At 63.4% G+C, this 17,492-nt stretch carries 16 protein-coding genes and 1 pseudogene; 14 read left to right on the forward strand and 3 right to left on the reverse strand.

Features of this window, described 5'->3' with window-relative positions; translation table 11 throughout:
• Positions 1–131: 131 nt before the first annotated feature.
• Together ABRP30_RS01965 and ABRP30_RS01970 are read left to right on the forward strand one after the other, a co-directional pair.
• Complete coding sequence (locus ABRP30_RS01965; protein WP_012312365.1) at positions 132–1,142, forward strand: class 1 fructose-bisphosphatase; 1,011 nt, start codon at positions 132–134, stop codon at positions 1,140–1,142.
• 3 nt (positions 1,143–1,145) lie between these two features.
• Entirely contained in the window at positions 1,146–1,742 is a 597-nt protein-coding gene (locus ABRP30_RS01970; RefSeq protein WP_241804113.1) for a DUF924 family protein, read from the forward strand.
• A gap of 36 nt (positions 1,743–1,778) precedes the next feature.
• Here ABRP30_RS01970 and ABRP30_RS01975 read toward each other — a convergent pair whose 3' ends face one another.
• On the reverse strand, positions 1,779–2,609 hold the full coding sequence (locus ABRP30_RS01975) for a methyl-accepting chemotaxis protein (protein ID WP_372490520.1): 831 nt from the start codon (positions 2,607–2,609) through the stop codon (positions 1,779–1,781).
• Between the two features lie 72 nt (positions 2,610–2,681).
• Positions 2,682–3,671: pseudogene (locus ABRP30_RS01980) on the reverse strand (cache domain-containing protein); the annotation flags it as partial.
• A gap of 223 nt (positions 3,672–3,894) precedes the next feature.
• Here ABRP30_RS01980 and bamE point away from each other — a divergent pair.
• Complete coding sequence (gene bamE, locus ABRP30_RS01985) at positions 3,895–4,149, forward strand: outer membrane protein assembly factor BamE (RefSeq protein WP_012312368.1); 255 nt, start codon at positions 3,895–3,897, stop codon at positions 4,147–4,149.
• Positions 4,146–4,718, forward strand: coding sequence for a lipocalin family protein (locus ABRP30_RS01990; RefSeq protein ID WP_267820434.1), 573 nt, complete (start codon positions 4,146–4,148; stop codon positions 4,716–4,718). The genes bamE and ABRP30_RS01990 overlap by 4 nt, the downstream gene beginning before the upstream one ends.
• Before the next feature lie 32 nt (positions 4,719–4,750).
• Here ABRP30_RS01990 and ABRP30_RS01995 read toward each other — a convergent pair whose 3' ends face one another.
• The gene (locus ABRP30_RS01995) at positions 4,751–6,115 is read right to left on the reverse strand and encodes a formimidoylglutamate deiminase (protein WP_349975184.1); all 1,365 of its coding nucleotides are present in this window, start codon (positions 6,113–6,115) and stop codon (positions 4,751–4,753) included.
• 143 nt (positions 6,116–6,258) lie between these two features.
• Between ABRP30_RS01995 and hutC the strand changes: the two genes are divergently transcribed.
• The 10 genes from hutC (at position 6,259) to hutG (ending at position 17,485) form a co-directional block, all read left to right on the forward strand.
• Positions 6,259–6,969, forward strand: coding sequence for a histidine utilization repressor (gene hutC / locus ABRP30_RS02000; RefSeq protein ID WP_241804130.1), 711 nt, complete (start codon positions 6,259–6,261; stop codon positions 6,967–6,969).
• Positions 6,966–7,538 carry a HutD family protein gene (locus ABRP30_RS02005; protein ID WP_241804109.1) on the forward strand — a complete coding sequence of 191 codons (573 nt, stop codon included), beginning with the start codon at positions 6,966–6,968 and terminating at the stop codon, positions 7,536–7,538. The genes hutC and ABRP30_RS02005 overlap by 4 nt, the downstream gene beginning before the upstream one ends.
• A 348-nt stretch (positions 7,539–7,886) precedes the next feature.
• Positions 7,887–9,566 carry a urocanate hydratase gene (gene hutU, locus ABRP30_RS02010; protein WP_349975185.1) on the forward strand — a complete coding sequence of 560 codons (1,680 nt, stop codon included), beginning with the start codon at positions 7,887–7,889 and terminating at the stop codon, positions 9,564–9,566.
• A 90-nt stretch (positions 9,567–9,656) separates the two neighbouring features.
• Positions 9,657–10,625 carry an ABC transporter substrate-binding protein gene (locus tag ABRP30_RS02015; RefSeq protein ID WP_349975186.1) on the forward strand — a complete coding sequence of 323 codons (969 nt, stop codon included), beginning with the start codon at positions 9,657–9,659 and terminating at the stop codon, positions 10,623–10,625.
• Between the two features lie 26 nt (positions 10,626–10,651).
• On the forward strand, positions 10,652–11,503 hold the full coding sequence (locus tag ABRP30_RS02020) for a proline/glycine betaine ABC transporter permease (RefSeq protein ID WP_241804106.1): 852 nt from the start codon (positions 10,652–10,654) through the stop codon (positions 11,501–11,503).
• Positions 11,500–12,330, forward strand: a complete 831-nt coding sequence (locus ABRP30_RS02025) for a glycine betaine/L-proline ABC transporter ATP-binding protein (protein WP_241804105.1) — start codon at positions 11,500–11,502, stop codon at positions 12,328–12,330. Before ABRP30_RS02020 ends, ABRP30_RS02025 begins: the two co-directional genes overlap by 4 nt.
• An 8-nt stretch (positions 12,331–12,338) precedes the next feature.
• Positions 12,339–13,862, forward strand: coding sequence for a histidine ammonia-lyase (hutH, locus tag ABRP30_RS02030; RefSeq protein WP_267820444.1), 1,524 nt, complete (start codon positions 12,339–12,341; stop codon positions 13,860–13,862).
• A gap of 22 nt (positions 13,863–13,884) precedes the next feature.
• Positions 13,885–15,417: a histidine ammonia-lyase gene (hutH, locus tag ABRP30_RS02035; RefSeq protein ID WP_267820446.1), complete on the forward strand. Its 1,533-nt coding sequence runs from the start codon at positions 13,885–13,887 to the stop codon at positions 15,415–15,417.
• A gap of 48 nt (positions 15,418–15,465) precedes the next feature.
• Complete coding sequence (gene hutI, locus ABRP30_RS02040; protein WP_349975187.1) at positions 15,466–16,671, forward strand: imidazolonepropionase; 1,206 nt, start codon at positions 15,466–15,468, stop codon at positions 16,669–16,671.
• A gap of 10 nt (positions 16,672–16,681) precedes the next feature.
• Positions 16,682–17,485, forward strand: a complete 804-nt coding sequence (gene hutG, locus ABRP30_RS02045; RefSeq protein WP_267820450.1) for an N-formylglutamate deformylase — start codon at positions 16,682–16,684, stop codon at positions 17,483–17,485.
• Positions 17,486–17,492 lie beyond the last annotated feature (7 nt).

Here is a 17,492-nt window from a genome sequence, read left to right on the forward strand (position 1 = left end):
TGGCCTGGCGAGCGCTGAACTACCGACCCGATGTGCCGTCTGACTGCCCAGGCGTGTCTCTTTACTCGCTAGCATTGAACTCTCCCTGTAAACTGCGAGGGTTTTTCTCCCCCATCCTTTCGGAGCCATACATGTCCCGCGTTACCTTGAGTCGCTATCTGATTGAGCAGACCCGCAGCAACAATACCCCTGCCGATCTGCGCTTCCTGATCGAAGTGGTGGCGCGTGCGTGCAAGGAAATCAGCCATCACGTGTCCAAGGGCGCCCTCGGCGGCGTGCTGGGCAGCATGGGCACTGAAAACGTACAGGGCGAAGTGCAGAAGAAGCTCGACGTTATTTCCAACGATATCCTGCTCGAGGCCAACGAGTGGGGCGGCCACCTGGCCGGCATGGCGTCCGAGGAAATGGACAACGCCTACCAGATCCCGGGCAGATACCCCAAAGGTGCCTACCTGCTGGTCTTCGACCCGCTGGACGGCTCGTCGAACATCGACGTCAACGTTTCGGTCGGTACCATCTTCTCGGTACTGCGTTGCCCTAATGAATACCTGAGCCAGAACGAAACCCTGAACGAAAACGCCTTCCTGCAGCCAGGTACCGAGCAGGTCGCCGCCGGTTATGCCATCTATGGCCCGCAGACCATGCTGATCCTGACCCTGGGCAACGGCGTCAAGGGCTTCACCCTGGACCGTGAGCTGGGCAGCTTCGTCCTGACCCACGAAAACATCCAGGTCCCGGCAACCACCGCCGAGTTCGCCATCAACATGTCCAACCAGCGCCACTGGGAAGCCCCGGTTCAGCGCTACGTGGGCGAACTGCTGGCCGGTGAGACCGGGCCGCTGAAAAAGAACTACAACATGCGCTGGATCGCCTCGATGGTGGCCGACGTGCACCGTATCCTGACCCGTGGCGGTCTGTTCATGTACCCGCGCGACGCCCGCGAGCCGAGCAAGCCGGGCAAGCTGCGCCTGATGTACGAAGCCAACCCGATGTCGTTCATCATCGAGCAGGCCGGCGGCGCCTCCACCAACGGTTACGAACGCATCCTCGACATCAAGCCAGAGAGCCTGCACCAGCGTGTATCGGTGATTCTCGGCTCGAAGGAAGAGGTCGAGCGCGTCACCGCCTATCACAAGGAGTAAATCATGCTCGCACCTTGGCAGCCGTTGCTGGAGTGGTGGTTCGGTTGGGGCTCCAGTCCCCAGGCCGTGGCTGACGAGAAGAGCACGCTGTGGTTCGGCAAGCATCACGATGCCGAAGCGCATGCGCTGTTTGGCGAGCTTGTCGAGCATGCCCTGGCGGGCGGGCTCGAGGAGTGGCAGCAAAGCCCGCAGGGGTGGCTCGGCCTGCTGCTACTGCTGGACCAGCTGCCGCGCATGATCTACCGCGACACGCCGCGTGCCTTCGAGGGCGACCGGCGTGCCCAAGTTGTGGCCCTGCAGGGGTTGCAGAAGGGCTGGGATTACCAGCTGTTGCCGATTCAGCGGGTATTCGTGCTGCTGGTGCTCGAGCATGCCGAGGTGCTGGACTGGCAGAACCTGTGCGTTGAACGTTACCAGATGCTGCTGGATGAGCAGCCCGAGGCCAACCGGCGGTTGTTCGAAGGGTTCCTTGATTATGCCGAGCAGCACCAGCGGGTGATTGCCCGGTTCGGGCGCTTCCCGCATCGCAATCTGCTGCTGGAGCGGCCAAGCACCAGTGAAGAGATGGACTTTTTGCTGGAGCCAGGCTCCAGGTTTTGAGTAACGAATGGGGCCGCAACGCGGCCCCCATTCGTTTCAGATCCGGAAACTCCCCACCAGATGCTTCAACCGCTCGACCTGGTGTTCAAGGTCGGTGCAGGCACGCAACGTGCTCTGGAGGTTCTGCACCCCTTCCTGATTCAGCGTATTGATCTCGGTGATGTCGACATTGATCGACTCGACCACCGCCGTCTGCTCCTCGGTAGCAGTAGCCACTGACTGGTTCATGCCATCGATTTCGCCAATGCGCTGGGTCACGCTGCCCAGGCGCGCACCCGCCTGGTTGGCGATCCCGACGCTCTGGTCGCTGTGTTCACGGCTCTGGTTCATGGTGCTGACGGCCATCTGTGCACCGGCCTGCAATTCTTCGATCAGGCGCTGAACCTGCTGCGCCGACTCTTGGGTGCGGTGCGCCAGGTTGCGGACCTCGTCGGCGACCACGGCAAAACCTCGCCCGGCTTCACCGGCACGGGCTGCCTCGATCGCGGCATTGAGTGCCAGCAGGTTGGTCTGTTGGGAAATGCCGCTGATTACATCGAGAATCTGCCCGATGTTGGCGGTGTGGGCATTGAGCGTTTCAATGTTGCCGCATGAATCGCTGATGCGCGCCGACAGCTGGTTCATCACGTCGATGGTGCGCCCGACCACCTGCTGGCCGTCCTCGGCCAGGCCGCGTGCCTCACTGGAATGTTGCGAGGCCAGCGCTGCGTTCTGGGCGATCTCCTGGGCTGCGGCACCCAGCTGGTTGATGGCCGCGGCCACGCTGTTGGTGCGGCTGGACTGCTGGTCGGCGTTGCAGATCGAGGCATTCGAGGCGCTCACTACCTGCGTGGCTACCGCATTGACCTGGCCAGTGGCCGAGGCCACTTCGCGGATCGACTCATGAATGCGCTCGACGAAACGGTTGAATGACTGGGCAAGGCTGCCGAACTCGTCCTGCGCGTGGATGGCCAGGCGCCGGGTCAGGTCGCCTTCGCCTTCGGCAATGTCATGCATGGCCCGGCCCATCAGGTGCAACGGCTCCATCAGCACGCGGATCAGCAGGCCGAGCAGGGCGATGATGACCAGTATCGCGATCATCGTAGCGACGATGGCCGAGGTTCGCAGCTCGCCGAGCATGGCGAAGGCCGCGTCCTGATCGACCACCAGCGCCACATACCAGTCCGCCGAGGGCACGCCGTCGACGTGGGTGAAGCTGATGAACTGCTTGCGTCCATCGAGCACCACTTCTTCAAGGCCGCTGCTGATGTGCGGCGTGTTGTCCGGGTAGACATCCGCCAAGGTCTTGAGCGCCAGGTCGGCCTTGGGGTGGATCAGAATCTTGCCCTCGCCGTTGACGATGAAGGCGTGGCCGTGGCCATCGAAGTCGAGGGTATTGATCAGGTTGCTGATGGTTTGCAGGTCGGTGTCCACGCCGCTGACGCCTATCAGCCGGCCCCCTTGCTGCACGGGAGCGGCCAGGGTGATGACCAGCTTGCCGGCGGAAGCCGAAATGTACGGCTCGGTCACGATGGTCTGGCTGCCTGCACTGGCTGCCTTGTACCAGCCGCGCGCACGAGGGTCGTAGTCGGCGGCGCGGTTGCCGGCCGGCACCGACAGCATGCTGCCGTCCTGGCCACCGAAATAGGTGAGCTGGAAATTGCTGGCGTATACCGGCAGCGCCAGGCTTCTGTCGAGGCTGGTCTTGCCCGGGCCATCGACGGCAATCTGCTGTGCCAGCGAGGCCAGCAGCTGAACGCGGCTGTCGAGCCAGGTGCGGATGTTGCCTGCGGTGAGGCGGCCGAGGTCCTGCAGGTTGGCCTGGGTATCGCTGCGCAGGGACTGGCGTTGGCGGTAGTCGTTGAACAGCACGAAACAGGTAAAGGCGACGGCCACCACCAGGGCGGCGGCCAGCAGGATCTTGTGGCTGAACTTGAGATTCTTGGTCATTTTTTTGGGGTCTGCACAAGGCAAGGCAAAGGAGTGCTGCGATCACGCGTCACAGCGTGCTCGCTGTGTCGACTCGTCATGGCAAAACATTAATCGTTTGCGCAGCGCCCGCCGACCAATGGTGTGGAACGAAAAGGGCATGGCAGGGAACCAGGGACCGTTTTTCCCGTCGAAGGTCCCTGCAGGCCTCTCGCCTGCGCCCACCATTCAGGAGTGTTCCTTCATGTCGTTGCGTTCCCTCGCCCTGTTGTCCCTGTGCGTCATCCTGACTGCGTGCAGCAAGATCAACCAGGAAAACTATTCCAAGCTCAAGGCCGGCATGAACAAGGCCGAGGTCGAGCAACTGCTCGGCACGCCCACCGAGTGCTCTGGCGCACTGGGCATGAGCAGCTGTACCTGGGGGGACGAAAAGAGCTTCATCAGCGTGCAATACGCGGCCGACAAAGTACTGATGTATTCAGGGCAGGGCCTCAAATGACGCGTCTGCACCTGCTGCTGGGGTTGTGCCTGGTGATGCTGTTGGGTGGCTGCGCCACGTCGGCCAATGACCCGCTGGCGCCCAAGACCGCCGGCAATGTCGACCTCAAACGCTATCAAGGCAAATGGTACGAGCTGGCGCGCTTGCCGATGCCGTACCAGAGCGAATGCGCCCAGTCCGAAGCGCATTACAACCTCAAGCCTGATGGCTCGTACGGCGTGCTGAACCGCTGCCGCACGATGGGTGACGAGTGGCTGCGCGCCGAGGGGCATGCCAACATCCAGCAGCCGGGGCATACCGACAGGTTGTGGGTGGAGTTCGACAACTGGTTCACCCGCCTGGTCCCTGGCCTGACCAAGGGGGAGTACTGGATCCTGTACGTGGACGACCACTACCGCTCGGCGATCGTCGGCAGCCCCGACCGCAAGTACCTGTGGATCCTGTCGCGTACACCGACCCTGCCGGCATGGGAGCGCGAGAGCCTGCTGGCCAAAGCCCGTCAGCAGGGCTACGACACCAGCCGGCTGATCTGGCGAATGGCGGACAAGCAGATCGTGCAGATGCATTGAGGGCATAGAGGCCGCGTTGCGGCCCTCTGTCGTCAGCCCAACAGCTGTCGCAACACCTCGACGAACGCCCGGGCGCTTTCTTCCTCCTGCCCGTGCCGCCCCTGGCGCACCACCCACTGCCCGTTGACCATCACATCGCGCACCTGGCGGTCGCCACCGGCAAACAGCCAGCGGTTGAGAATTGCATCTTCGTCGGCCGTGGCGATATACGGGTCTTGCCCATCGAGCACCAGCCAGTCGGCACGTTTGCCCACGGCCAGCGCCCCCACAGGCTGCCCGACTGCCTGAGCCCCACCCATCAGCGCCGCGCCATACAGCGTACAGCCGACCCTCGGCTGATCGTCGCGATAAAGCCGGTTGCGCCGTTGGTCACGAAGGCGCTGGCCATATTCCAGCCAGCGCAGCTCTTCGACCACGCTCAGTGAGACATGGCTGTCAGAGCCGATCCCCATCCGCCCACCCTGGCTCAGGTAGTCCACCGCCGGGAAAATCCCATCACCCAGGTTGGCTTCGGTGGTCAGGCACAACCCGGCCACCGCGCCACTGCTGGCCATGGCTGCCACTTCGTCAGCCTGCGCGTGGGTGGCGTGCACCAGGCACCAGCGCGCATCGACCTGCACATGCTCATACAGCCACTGCAATGGGCGCAGGCCGCTCCAGGCCAGGCAGTCGTCGACTTCCTTCTGTTGCTCGGCGATATGAATGTGGATTGGACATTGCTGATCGCCTGCTGCCAACACCTGGGCGATCTGCCCTGGCGTCACCGCCCGCAGTGAGTGGAAGCACAAGCCCAGCTGCTGCGCGGGTTGTGCGGCGATCGTCGCTGCGAGTTGCGCGTGCAGTTGCAGGTACTGCTCGGTGGAATTGATGAAGCGCCGCTGCCCCTGGTTGGGTGGCTGGCCACCGAAGCCGGCATGGCTGTACAGCACCGGCAGCAGGGTCAGGCCGATACCGCTGCTGGCCGCCGCCGCGCTGATGCGCCGGGACAGCTCGGTTGGGTCGGCATAGGCCTTGCCCGCCGGGTCATGGTGCACGTAGTGAAACTCGGCCACCGAGGTGTAGCCGGCCTTGAGCATCTCGATGTAGAGCTGACGGGCGATGACCTGCAGTTGCTCGGGGGTGATTTTGCCGACCAGGCGATACATCAGTTCGCGCCAGGTCCAGAAGCTGTCGTTGGGATTGCCTGCCACTTCTGCCAGGCCGGCCATCGCGCGCTGGAACGCGTGCGAGTGCAGGTTGGGCATGCCGGGCAGCACCGGCCCTTTGAGGCGTTCGGCGCCCTCGGCCGTAGCATCGGCCTGGACCCCCACCAGATGACCCTCGGCGGCCACCTCCAGGCGGACATTGTGGGCCCAACCGGTGGGCAGCAGGGCACGTTCGGCGTAGTAGGCGGGCATTGCGCTATCCTGTGAGTGTTCAGCTTGTATATACATATACAGCCGTTTGCCTGCCGGGTAAACTGCGGCAAGCTACCGTTCATTCATTCCGCACAAGGATCCACGCCGTGCCGACACCTCCTGTCCCCGCGCTGGTCGCCCCGATGGGCGAGGGCCCGGCGCCGTTGTACGCCCGGGTCAAGCAGATGATCATCCAGCAGATCGAAAGTGGCAGCTGGCCCCCGCATCACCGGGTGCCGTCCGAGAGCGAACTGGTCAGCCAGCTTGGCTTCAGCCGCATGACCATCAACCGTGCATTGCGCGAGCTGACAGCTGATGGGCTGCTGGTGCGGATGCAGGGCGTCGGCACTTTCGTTGCCGAGCCCAAGACCCAGTCAGCGCTGTTCGAAGTTCACAACATTGCCGACGAAATCGCCGCGCGTGGCCACCAGCATAGCTGCCAGGTGATCACCTTGGCCGAGGAGACGGCCGGTTCCGAGCGCGCGCTGGCCCTGGACATGCGTGAAGGTCAGCGAGTGTTCCATTCGCTGATCGTGCATTACGAAAACGGCGTGCCAGTGCAGATCGAAGATCGCTACGTCAACGCGCAGATCGCTCCAGACTACCTCAAGCAGGACTTTACCCTGCAGACGCCCTACGCCTACCTGTCGCAGGTGGCGCCGCTGACGGAGGGCGAGCACGTGGTCGAGGCCATCCTTGCCGAGCCTGACGAATGCCAACTGTTGACGATCGAGCGTGGCGAGCCTTGCCTGCTGATCCGTCGCCGTACCTGGTCCGGGCGTCAGCCGGTGACCGCAGCGCGCCTGATCCATCCGGGGTCTCGTCATCGTCTGGAAGGGCGTTTCAGCAAATGAGGCAGATACACTGGTTGCACGCCGAAGAGTACCCGCGCATGCCGTGGAAGAACGGTGGCGGGTTTACCGAAGAAATCACCCGCGATACCGGTGATGGGCTTGATGGCTTCGGTTGGCGGCTGTCGATTGCCGACATTGAGGCGTCCGGCGGTTTTTCGAGCTTTGCCGGCTACCAACGCATCATCACCGTGCTGCAGGGCGATGGCATGCGTTTGACGGTGGACGGCGAATCCAGCCGGCCGCTGTTGCCCTTCGATGCCTATGCCTTCAGTGGTGAAAGCCAGGTGAACTGTAGTCTGCTGGGCGGGCCGATTCGCGATTTCAATCTGATCTATGCGCCTGGGCGTTACCGCGCCCGGCTGCAATGGTTCAACGGTGGCAGCCGGCTGCTCAGTGCGGCCAGCACCGTGCTCGTGTTCAGCGGCCAGGCGCAATTGCAGGCGAGCATCGATGGGCAACTGCAGCCGCCACTGGGGTTGTACGACTGCTTGCAGGTGAGCGAAAACACCCGCCTGCAGGAGATTGATGTGCTCGGGCGCTGCTGCGTGATCGAGCTGTCCCCTCTATAAGTGGATCTAGTGGCCCTGATCCGCCGGCTTGCAGGCGACAGGGCCATTGCAATCGGCCGAGAGTAACCTGGTAACGCTTCCAAACGGAGCAGTCTGTTACCGAACGCCCCAGGATGGCGCAATGCCGTCCAGTGTGAAAAACGTCTGGTTTTTACCCCACCAAAGCTTTTCTTCTTGCTCTGAGCCCTTGACGTGCATGGGCTGCAACCTGTTTTCAACGTCCTCGTCGAGGCGCTGTCAGGCAACTTGGCAATTCAATTGCATATGCTTGTATGTACAAGTAAAGCCAAGTGCGCGATCGTGGATAGGCCGTCCCATTCGCGCTGCAAGCATCCGAGGAGCACTTTCGTGACTGACAACAAGCTGAACAAATTTCGTGATGTCGAAATCCGCGCCCCGCGCGGCAACAAGCTGACGGCCAAAAGCTGGCTGACCGAAGCGCCGCTGCGCATGTTGATGAACAACCTCGATCCACAGGTTGCCGAAAACCCGAAAGAGCTGGTGGTGTATGGCGGCATTGGCCGCGCCGCGCGCAACTGGGCCTGCTACGACAAGATCGTCGAGAGCCTGACCAACCTGAACGACGATGAAACCCTGCTGGTTCAGTCGGGCAAGCCGGTCGGCGTATTCAAGACCCACGCTAACGCCCCGCGCGTGCTGATCGCCAACTCCAACCTGGTACCGCACTGGGCCAACTGGGAGCACTTCAACGAACTGGATGCCAAGGGCCTTGCCATGTACGGGCAGATGACCGCCGGCAGCTGGATCTACATCGGCAGCCAGGGCATCGTGCAGGGCACCTACGAAACCTTCGTCGAAGCCGGTCGCCAGCACTACGGCGGCAGCCTCAAGGGCAAGTGGGTACTGACGGCAGGCCTGGGCGGCATGGGCGGCGCCCAGCCACTGGCTGCAACCTTGGCGGGTGCCTGCTCGCTGAACATCGAGTGCCAACAGAGCCGCATCGACTTCCGCCTGCAGACGCGGTACGTCGACGAGCAGGCTAGCGATCTCGATGACGCCTTGGCGCGCATCGCCCAGTACACCGGCGAAGGCAAGGCCATCTCCATCGCCCTGCATGGCAACGCTGCCGAAATCCTGCCTGAGCTGGTCAAGCGTGGCGTGCGCCCGGACATGGTCACTGACCAGACCAGTGCCCATGACCCGCTCAATGGCTACCTGCCAGCGGGTTGGACCTGGGAACAATATCGTGACCGCGCCCAGACTGAACCGGCGGCTGTGGTCAAGGCCGCCAAGCAGTCCATGGCCGTGCATGTGCAAGCCATGCTCGACTTCCAGAGCCAGGGTATTCCGACCTTCGATTACGGCAACAACATCCGCCAGATGGCCAAGGAAGAAGGGGTCGCCAACGCTTTTGACTTCCCAGGCTTCGTCCCTGCCTATATCCGCCCGCTGTTCTGCCGCGGTATCGGCCCGTTCCGCTGGGCGGCGCTCTCGGGTGATGCCGAGGACATCTACAAGACCGACGCCAAGGTCAAGGCGCTGATCCCGGACGACGCCCACCTGCACCGCTGGCTGGACATGGCCCGCGAACGCATCAGCTTCCAGGGGCTGCCAGCCCGCATCTGTTGGGTCGGCCTGGGCTTGCGCGCCAAGTTGGGCCTGGCGTTCAACGAGATGGTGCGCAGCGGTGAACTGTCGGCGCCGATCGTCATCGGCCGTGACCACCTGGACTCGGGCTCGGTGTCCAGCCCCAATCGCGAGACCGAGGCCATGCAGGATGGCTCGGATGCGGTGTCCGACTGGCCACTGCTCAATGCACTGTTGAACACCGCCAGCGGTGCCACCTGGGTCTCGCTGCACCATGGTGGTGGCGTGGGCATGGGCTTCTCCCAGCACTCTGGCATGGTGATTGTGTGCGACGGTAGCGACGACGCGGCTGAGCGTATCGCTCGCGTGCTGACCAACGACCCGGCCACCGGTGTGATGCGCCACGCCGATGCCGGCTATCAGATTGCGATCGATTGCGCCAAAGAGCAGGGTCTGAACCTGCCGATGATCACTGGCTGACAGCCCCGGTGGGCCGCACGGCGGCCCCCAATCGGTGATTTTTGTTGTAAGGACTGCCGATTTCCACTTTCAAGTTTGGAGCGTCATGCAATGAAAACCAACAAGACCTTGCTTGCCTCGCTGTTCACCCTCGGCCTGCTCGGCGTCACCGGCAGCAGCCAGGCTGCTGGTTGGTGTGAGTCCGGCAAGCCGGTCAAATTCGCCGGCCTGAACTGGGAAAGCGGCATGCTGCTGACTGACGTGATGCAGTTCGTGCTGAAGAACGGCTACGGCTGTGCAACCGACAGTCTGCCCGGCAACTCCATCACCATGGAGAACGCGCTGGGCACCAATGACATCCAGGTGTTCGCCGAGGAGTGGGTCGGCCGTAGCGAGGTGTGGAAGAAGGCCGAGGCAGCCGGCAAGGTGGTGGGCGTCGGCGCCCCGGTGGTGGGCGCGCAAGAGGGTTGGTACGTGCCGCGCTATGTGATCGAGGGTGACGCCAAACGCAAGCTCCAGGCCAAGGCGCCAGACCTCGAAAACGTGGCCGATCTGGCCAGATATGCCAGTGTCTTCAAAGACCAGGAAGAGCCCGCCAAGGGCCGCTTCTACAATTGCCCGGCCGGTTGGACCTGCGAGCTGGACAACAGCAAGATGCTCAAGGAGTACGGCCTGGAAAGCAGCTATACCAACTTCCGCCCCGGCACCGGCCCGGCATTGGATGCTGCGGTGTTGTCCAGCTACAAGCGCGGGGAACCCATTCTCTTCTATTACTGGACCCCCACGCCGCTGATGGGCCAGATCGATCTGGTCAAGCTGCAGGAAAAACAGGGTGTGGACAAGACCGTCTCGATCAAGGTCGGGCTGTCCAAGGTTTTCCACGAACAAGCGCCCGAGCTGGTCGCTGTGCTGGAGAAGGTCAACATCCCGATCGACCTGCTGAACCAGAACCTGGCGCGCATGACCAAGGAGCGGATCGAGTCGCCGGCACTGGCCAAGGCATTCCTCAAGGAACATCCTGAAGTCTGGCAGGCATGGGTCAGCGAAGAGGCTGCCAAGAAGATCAACGCGGCGCTTTGAGCGTCCTCTGCCGATGAGTGGAATTTATGTTTCCTGACAACCTGACATTTTCCATCGCCGACTGGGTCAACGGCTGGGTCGACGCCCTGGTGACCAACTACGGCGATGTGTTCCGGCACATCTCCGATACGCTGCTATGGGCCATCGTCGGCCTTGAGGGCTTGTTGCGCGCTACCCCTTGGTGGCTGATGCTCGGTGTGGTGGCAGTGGTCGCCTGGCACGCGACCCGGCGCATCCTGCCGGCCCTGCTGATCACCGGCCTGCTGTTCCTGGTCGGTGCCGTTGGCCTGTGGGACAAGCTGATGCAGACCTTGGCACTGATGCTGGTAGCTACGCTGATCTCGGTGCTGGTGGGCATCCCGCTTGGCATCCTGTCGGCGCGCAGCAACCGTCTGCGGGCAGTACTGATGCCACTGCTCGACATCATGCAGACCATGCCCAGCTTCGTGTACCTGATTCCGGTGCTGATGCTGTTCGGCCTGGGCAAGGTGCCGGCCATCTTCGCTACGGTGATCTATGCCGCGCCGCCGCTGATCCGCCTGACTGACCTGGGTATCCGCCAGGTCGATGGGGAGGTGATGGAGGCGATCAACGCCTTCGGTGCCAACCGCTGGCAGCAGCTGTTCGGTGTGCAGTTGCCGCTGGCGCTGCCGAGCATCATGGCCGGTATCAACCAGACCACCATGATGGCCCTGTCGATGGTCGTGATCGCTTCGATGATCGGGGCGCGTGGCCTTGGTGAAGACGTGCTGGTCGGCATCCAGACCCTCAACGTTGGCCGCGGCCTGGAAGCGGGCCTGGCCATCGTCATTCTCGCGGTGGTCATCGACCGCATTACCCAGGCCTATGGCCGGCCACGCCACGAGGTGAGCAAATGAGCACGCAGCCGATCAGCAAGATCGAGGTGAAGAACGTCTTCAAGATCTTCGGCGACCGGGCCGACGAAGCCATGCGCCTGATCCGCAGCGCCCAGGGCAAAGAGCAAGTGCTGGCGCAGACCGGCTGCGTGGTCGGGGTCAACGACCTGTCGTTGTCCATCGCCAGCGGCGAGATTTTCGTGATCATGGGCTTGTCGGGCTCAGGGAAATCGACCTTGGTACGCCATTTCAACCGCCTGATAGACCCTACCAGCGGGCAGATCCTGGTCGATGGCGAAGACATCCTGCAGTACGACATGGAGGCTTTGCGCGATTTTCGCCGACGCAAGATCAGCATGGTGTTCCAGAGCTTCGGCCTGCTGCCGCACCGCAATGTGATGGAAAACGTCGCCTATGGCCTGAAGGTGCGGGGCGAAAGCAAGCAGCTGTGCGCCGAGCGCGCCCAGCAATGGATCGAGACCGTAGGCCTGAAGGGCTACGAGAAGAAATACCCGCACCAGCTGTCCGGTGGCATGCGCCAGCGTGTCGGCCTGGCCCGGGCACTGGCAGCGGACACCGATATCATCCTCATGGACGAGGCCTTCAGTGCGCTCGACCCCTTGATCCGCGCCGAGATGCAGGACCAATTGCTCGAACTGCAGAAGACCCTGCACAAGACCATCGTGTTCATCACCCATGACCTGGACGAAGCGGTACGCATCGGCAACCGCATCGCCATCCTCAAGGACGGCCGCCTGATCCAGGTGGGAACGCCGCACCAGATCCTCCACAACCCGGCCGATGAGTATGTCGACCGCTTCGTCCAGCGCCGCGCGGTCGCGGTATGAGGGGCACCATGTCGCACGTTCAGACCGTTGTCTTCGAAGATGCCCCACTGCGTTGGCAGGACATAGCCGCCGTTGCCCGCCATGGCGCGCCATTGGAACTGGCACCGCAGGTATGGGCGCGTATCGACAATGCCCAAGCCATCGTCCGCCATATCGTCGAGAGCGGTGAGCGGGCCTATGGCGTGAACACGGGCCTGGGCGCACTATGCAACGTGTCGCTGCAAGGCGAACAGCTCAGCCAGCTATCACGCAATACCTTGCTCAGCCACGCCTGTGGCGTGGGGCCAGCGCTCGCTGAGGAACAGACCCGGGCGATCATCTGCGCTGCAATCGCCAACTACAGCCACGGCAAATCGGGTATCGCCCGATGTGTGGTCGAAGCGTTGCTGGCGCTGCTCAACCATGGCATCACGCCGCAGGTACCTTCGCAGGGGTCGGTCGGTTACCTGACGCACATGGCGCACGTTGGCGTGTGCCTGCTGGGGATCGGCAAGGTCAGCTACCGTGGGCACGTCGTCGACGCCGCCCAGGCCCTGGCCGAGGAGGGCCTGCAGCCGGTGCTGCTGGGGGCCAAGGATGGGCTGTGCCTGGTCAACGGCACGCCGTGCATGACCGGCCTGGCCAGCCTCGCCCTGGACGACGCCAGCCGGCTGTTGCAATGGGCCGACGTGACCGGTGCCATGAGCTTCGAGGCACTGCGCGGGCAGATCACTGCGTTCGACCCCGAGATCATCGCCCTCAAGCCGCACCCAGGCATGCAAGTGGTGGGCGAGAACCTGCGCGCGTTGCTCGCGGGGAGCGAAGTGATCGCTGCCAGCAAGGGTATCCGCACCCAGGATGCGCTGAGCATCCGCTCGATCCCGCAGGTGCACGGCGCGGCCCGTGATCAGTTCGCCCATGCTGTGCGGCAGATCGAGGCCGAACTCAACGGCGCCAACGACAACCCGTTGCTGCTGGGCACCCCGGATGACTTCCGTGTGGTGTCCCAAGCCAACCCACACGGCCAGTCGGTGGCAATGGCCGCCGACCTGCTGGCGATTGCCATGGCCGAGATCGGTTCGATTGCCGAGCGCCGCCTGGATCGCCTGGTCAACCCCCACGTCAGTGGGCTGCCGGCATTTCTGGTCAGCAACCCTGGGGTCAACTCGGGGATGATGATCGCCCAGTACGTGGCCGCCTCGCTGTGCGCGCAGAACCGCCAGCTGGCGCAACCGGCAGTGCTCGACAATTACGTCACTTCCGGTCTGCAGGAAGACCACCTGAGCCTTGGAACCAACGCCGCGCTGAAACTGCACCAGGTGCTGGAGAACTGCACCCAGGTACTGGCCATCGAGTATCTGTTGGCGAGCCAGGCGTTCGAATTTCTCAAGTATCAGCGTTTTGGCGCAGGTACCGATGCCGCCTGGCGCCTGCTCCGTGAGCAGGTTCCGGCTTACCTGGAAGACCGTTGGCTGGCGCCGGACATCGCCTGCACCGCCGCGCTGCTCAAAGCTTCGCCAGGGCCGCTGCCTGTTCTCGCGGCACTGCACTGAACAATAACAAAGGAGCCTGTACATGGAAGCCCTGAACCTCATCCCTGGCCGGCTGACGCTGGCCCAACTGCGCCAGATCCACCTGGCGCCACTGCGCCTGAGCCTGGATGCCAGCGCAGCTGCGGCCATCGATGCCAGCGTTGCCGTTGTCGAGCAGATCATCGCTGAAGATCGCACCGCTTACGGCATCAACACCGGGTTCGGCCTTTTGGCCTCGACCCGTATTGCCAGCCACGATCTGGAAAACCTGCAGCGCTCGCTGGTGCTATCGCATGCCGCGGGCATTGGCGCGCCGCTGGACGATGCGATGGTCCGGCTGATCATGGTGCTGAAGATCAACAGCCTCAGCCGTGGTTTTTCCGGCATTCGCCGCAAGGTCATCGATGCCTTGATCGCACTGGTGAACGCCGAAGTCTACCCGCACATTCCGCTCAAGGGGTCGGTGGGGGCTTCCGGTGACCTGGCGCCGCTGGCGCACATGTCCCTGGTGCTGTTGGGCGAAGGCAAGGCGCGTTACCAAGGCCAATGGCTGCCTGCTGTCGAGGCGCTTGCCGTTGCCGGGTTGCAACCGCTGACCCTGGCCGCCAAGGAAGGCCTGGCGTTGCTCAACGGCACCCAAGCGTCCACTGCCTATGCCTTGCGCGGCCTGTTCCAGGCCGAAGACCTGTTCGCTGCAGCCATCGCTTGCGGCGGCCTCACGGTCGAGGCGGTGCTCGGTTCGCGTTCGCCGTTCGACCCGCGCATCCACGACGCGCGCGGCCAGCCCGGGCAGATCGATACAGCCGCCTGTTTCCGGGACCTGCTGGGCGAGTCCAGCGAGGTTTCGCTGTCGCACAAACACTGTGGCAAGGTCCAGGATCCGTACTCGCTGCGCTGCCAACCCCAGGTCATGGGCGCGTGCCTCACCCAGCTGCGCCAGGCGGCGGAGGTACTGGCGATCGAATCCAACGCGGTGTCGGACAACCCATTGGTGTTCGCCGTCGAAGGCGATGTGGTCTCGGGCGGTAACTTCCACGCCGAGCCGGTGGCCATGGCCGCCGACAACCTGGCGCTGGCCATCGCTGAAATCGGCGCACTGAGCGAGCGCCGTATCTCGTTGATGATGGACAAGCACATGTCGCAGTTGCCGCCGTTCCTGGTGGAAAACGGCGGGGTCAACTCCGGCTTCATGATCGCCCAGGTGACTGCGGCGGCCCTGGCCAGTGAGAACAAGGCGCTGTCACACCCGCACAGCGTCGACAGCCTGCCGACCTCGGCCAACCAGGAGGACCACGTGTCCATGGCCCCGGCGGCTGGCAAACGGCTGTGGGAAATGGCCGAAAATACCCGTGGTGTGCTGGCCATCGAGTGGCTGGGCGCATGCCAGGGGCTCGATCTGCGCGAGGGGCTCAAGACCTCGGTGAAACTGGAGCAGGCCCGCCAGGTGCTGCGCCGTGAAGTGCCGCACTATGACCGTGATCGCTTCTTTTCGCCGGATATCGAGGCCGCCAGCGCGCTGCTGGCAGAAGGCAAACTGACGGGGCTGTTGCCGCGTGGCGTGTTGCCGAGCTTGTGACAACCGGTCAGTTGCCTCGCGCACTATCGCTAGTAACGGAGACTGAATATGAGAACTCTCTGGCAGAACTGCCAGGTGGCAACCATGGCCCAGGGCAGCTACTCGATCATCGAGGACGCGGCCATCGTCAGCAACGCGGGCTTGATCGAGTGGATCGGGCCACGGACTGAAGCGCCGGTGCAGGGCATCGCTCGCACAGTGAGCCTTGACGGCGTCTGGGTCACCCCCGGGCTGATCGACTGCCACACCCACGCCGTATTCGGTGGCAACCGTAGCGACGAGTTCGAGCGGCGCCTGCAGGGCGTGAGTTATGCCGACATCGCCGCGCAAGGCGGCGGCATCGCCAGTACCGTGCGGGCCACCCGTGCGGCCAGCGAGGATGAGCTGTTCGCCAGTGCCCGCCAGCGGGTCCAGGCGCTGATGCGTGACGGTGTGACTACCCTGGAGATCAAGTCCGGCTACGGCCTGGACCTGGCCAACGAACGCAAGATGCTGCGTGTGGCGCGGCGTCTGGCCGACGAATTGCCGGTTGCCGTGCGCGCTACCTGCCTGGCCGCCCACGCCTTGCCGCCGGAATACGCCGGGCGCCCCGACGACTACATTGCGCACATCTGCGACCAGATGCTGCCTGCACTCGCCGCCGAGGGGTTGGTGGACGCCGTGGACGCGTTCTGCGAGCACCTGGCGTTTTCCCCGGCCCAGGTCGAGCAGGTGTTCATCAGGGCACGCGAACTGGGTTTGCCGGTCAAGCTGCACGCCGAGCAGCTATCGTCGTTGCACGGCTCCAGCCTGGCCGCGCGCTACCAGGCGCTGTCGGCCGACCACCTGGAATTCATGACCGAGGAAGACGCCGTGGCGATGGCCGAGGCGGGCACCGTCGCGGTGCTGCTACCGGGCGCGTTCTACTTCCTGCGCGAAACCCGGCTGCCTCCCATGGACGCCCTGCGTCGTCACGGCGTGAAGATTGCCCTTGCCAGCGACCTCAACCCCGGCACAGCGCCAGGCCTGTCGCTGCGGCTGATGCTGAACATGGGGTGCACGCTGTTTCGCATGACCCCGGAAGAAGCCCTGGCGGGCGTTACCCTCCATGCCGCCACGGCACTGGGCATGGGCGACACCCATGGCACGCTGGAAGTCGGCAAGGTGGCGGACTTTGTCGCCTGGCAGATCGAACGCCCCGCCGACCTGGCTTACTGGCTGGGTGGCGACCTGCCCAAGCGCGTGGTGCGCAAAGGCCATGAAATAGCCCACTGAGCGAGGCGAAATGGACAAGGTACTGAGTTTCCACCAGGGCCGTGTGCCCCTGCTGATCAGCATGCCCCACGCGGGGCTCCGCCTGACCCCGGCCGTGCGCGACGGGTTGGTCGACCAGGCGCGCAGCCTGCCCGACACTGACTGGCATATCCCGCGCCTGTACGATTTCGCCCGTGAGCTTGGGGCCAGTGTGGTGGCGGCAGAGTATTCGCGCTTCGTCATCGACCTCAACCGCCCGGATGACGACAAACCGTTGTATGCAGGGGCTACCACAGGCCTGTTTCCGGCTGCATTGTTCGAGGGCCAGCCGCTGTTCAAGGAAGGCTGCGAGCCTTCTGCCGAGGAGCGCAAGGTTTATCTCGAGCAAATCTGGCGGCCGTATCACCAGGTCATCGAGCAGGAACTGGCACGCTTGCGCAGCGAGTTCGGCTACGCACTCCTCTGGGATGCCCACTCGATCCGCTCTTTTATCCCCCACCTGTTCGAAGGCAGGTTGCCAGACTTCAACCTGGGCACCTTCAACGGTGCCAGTTGTGCCCCAGGGCTGGTCGAACGGTTGCAAAGCGTATGTGCCCAAGCGCAGGGCTACAGCCATGTGCTCAATGGCCGCTTCAAGGGGGGGCACATCACTCGGCATTATGGTGACCCTGGCGGCCATATCCATGCCGTGCAGCTGGAGCTGGCGCAGAGTACCTACATGGAAGAGAGCCTACCGTTCGACTATCGCGAAGACCTGGCTCAACCGACGCAAGTGGTTCTGCACCAGCTGTTGACGGCCATGTTGGCGTGGGGGCAGGGGCACTACGCGCAGTGAGCGACGA

The organism is Pseudomonas sp. WHRI 8519 (genome assembly GCF_040224055.2).
Taxonomy (GTDB): Bacteria; Pseudomonadota; Gammaproteobacteria; order Pseudomonadales; family Pseudomonadaceae; genus Aquipseudomonas; species Aquipseudomonas putida_X.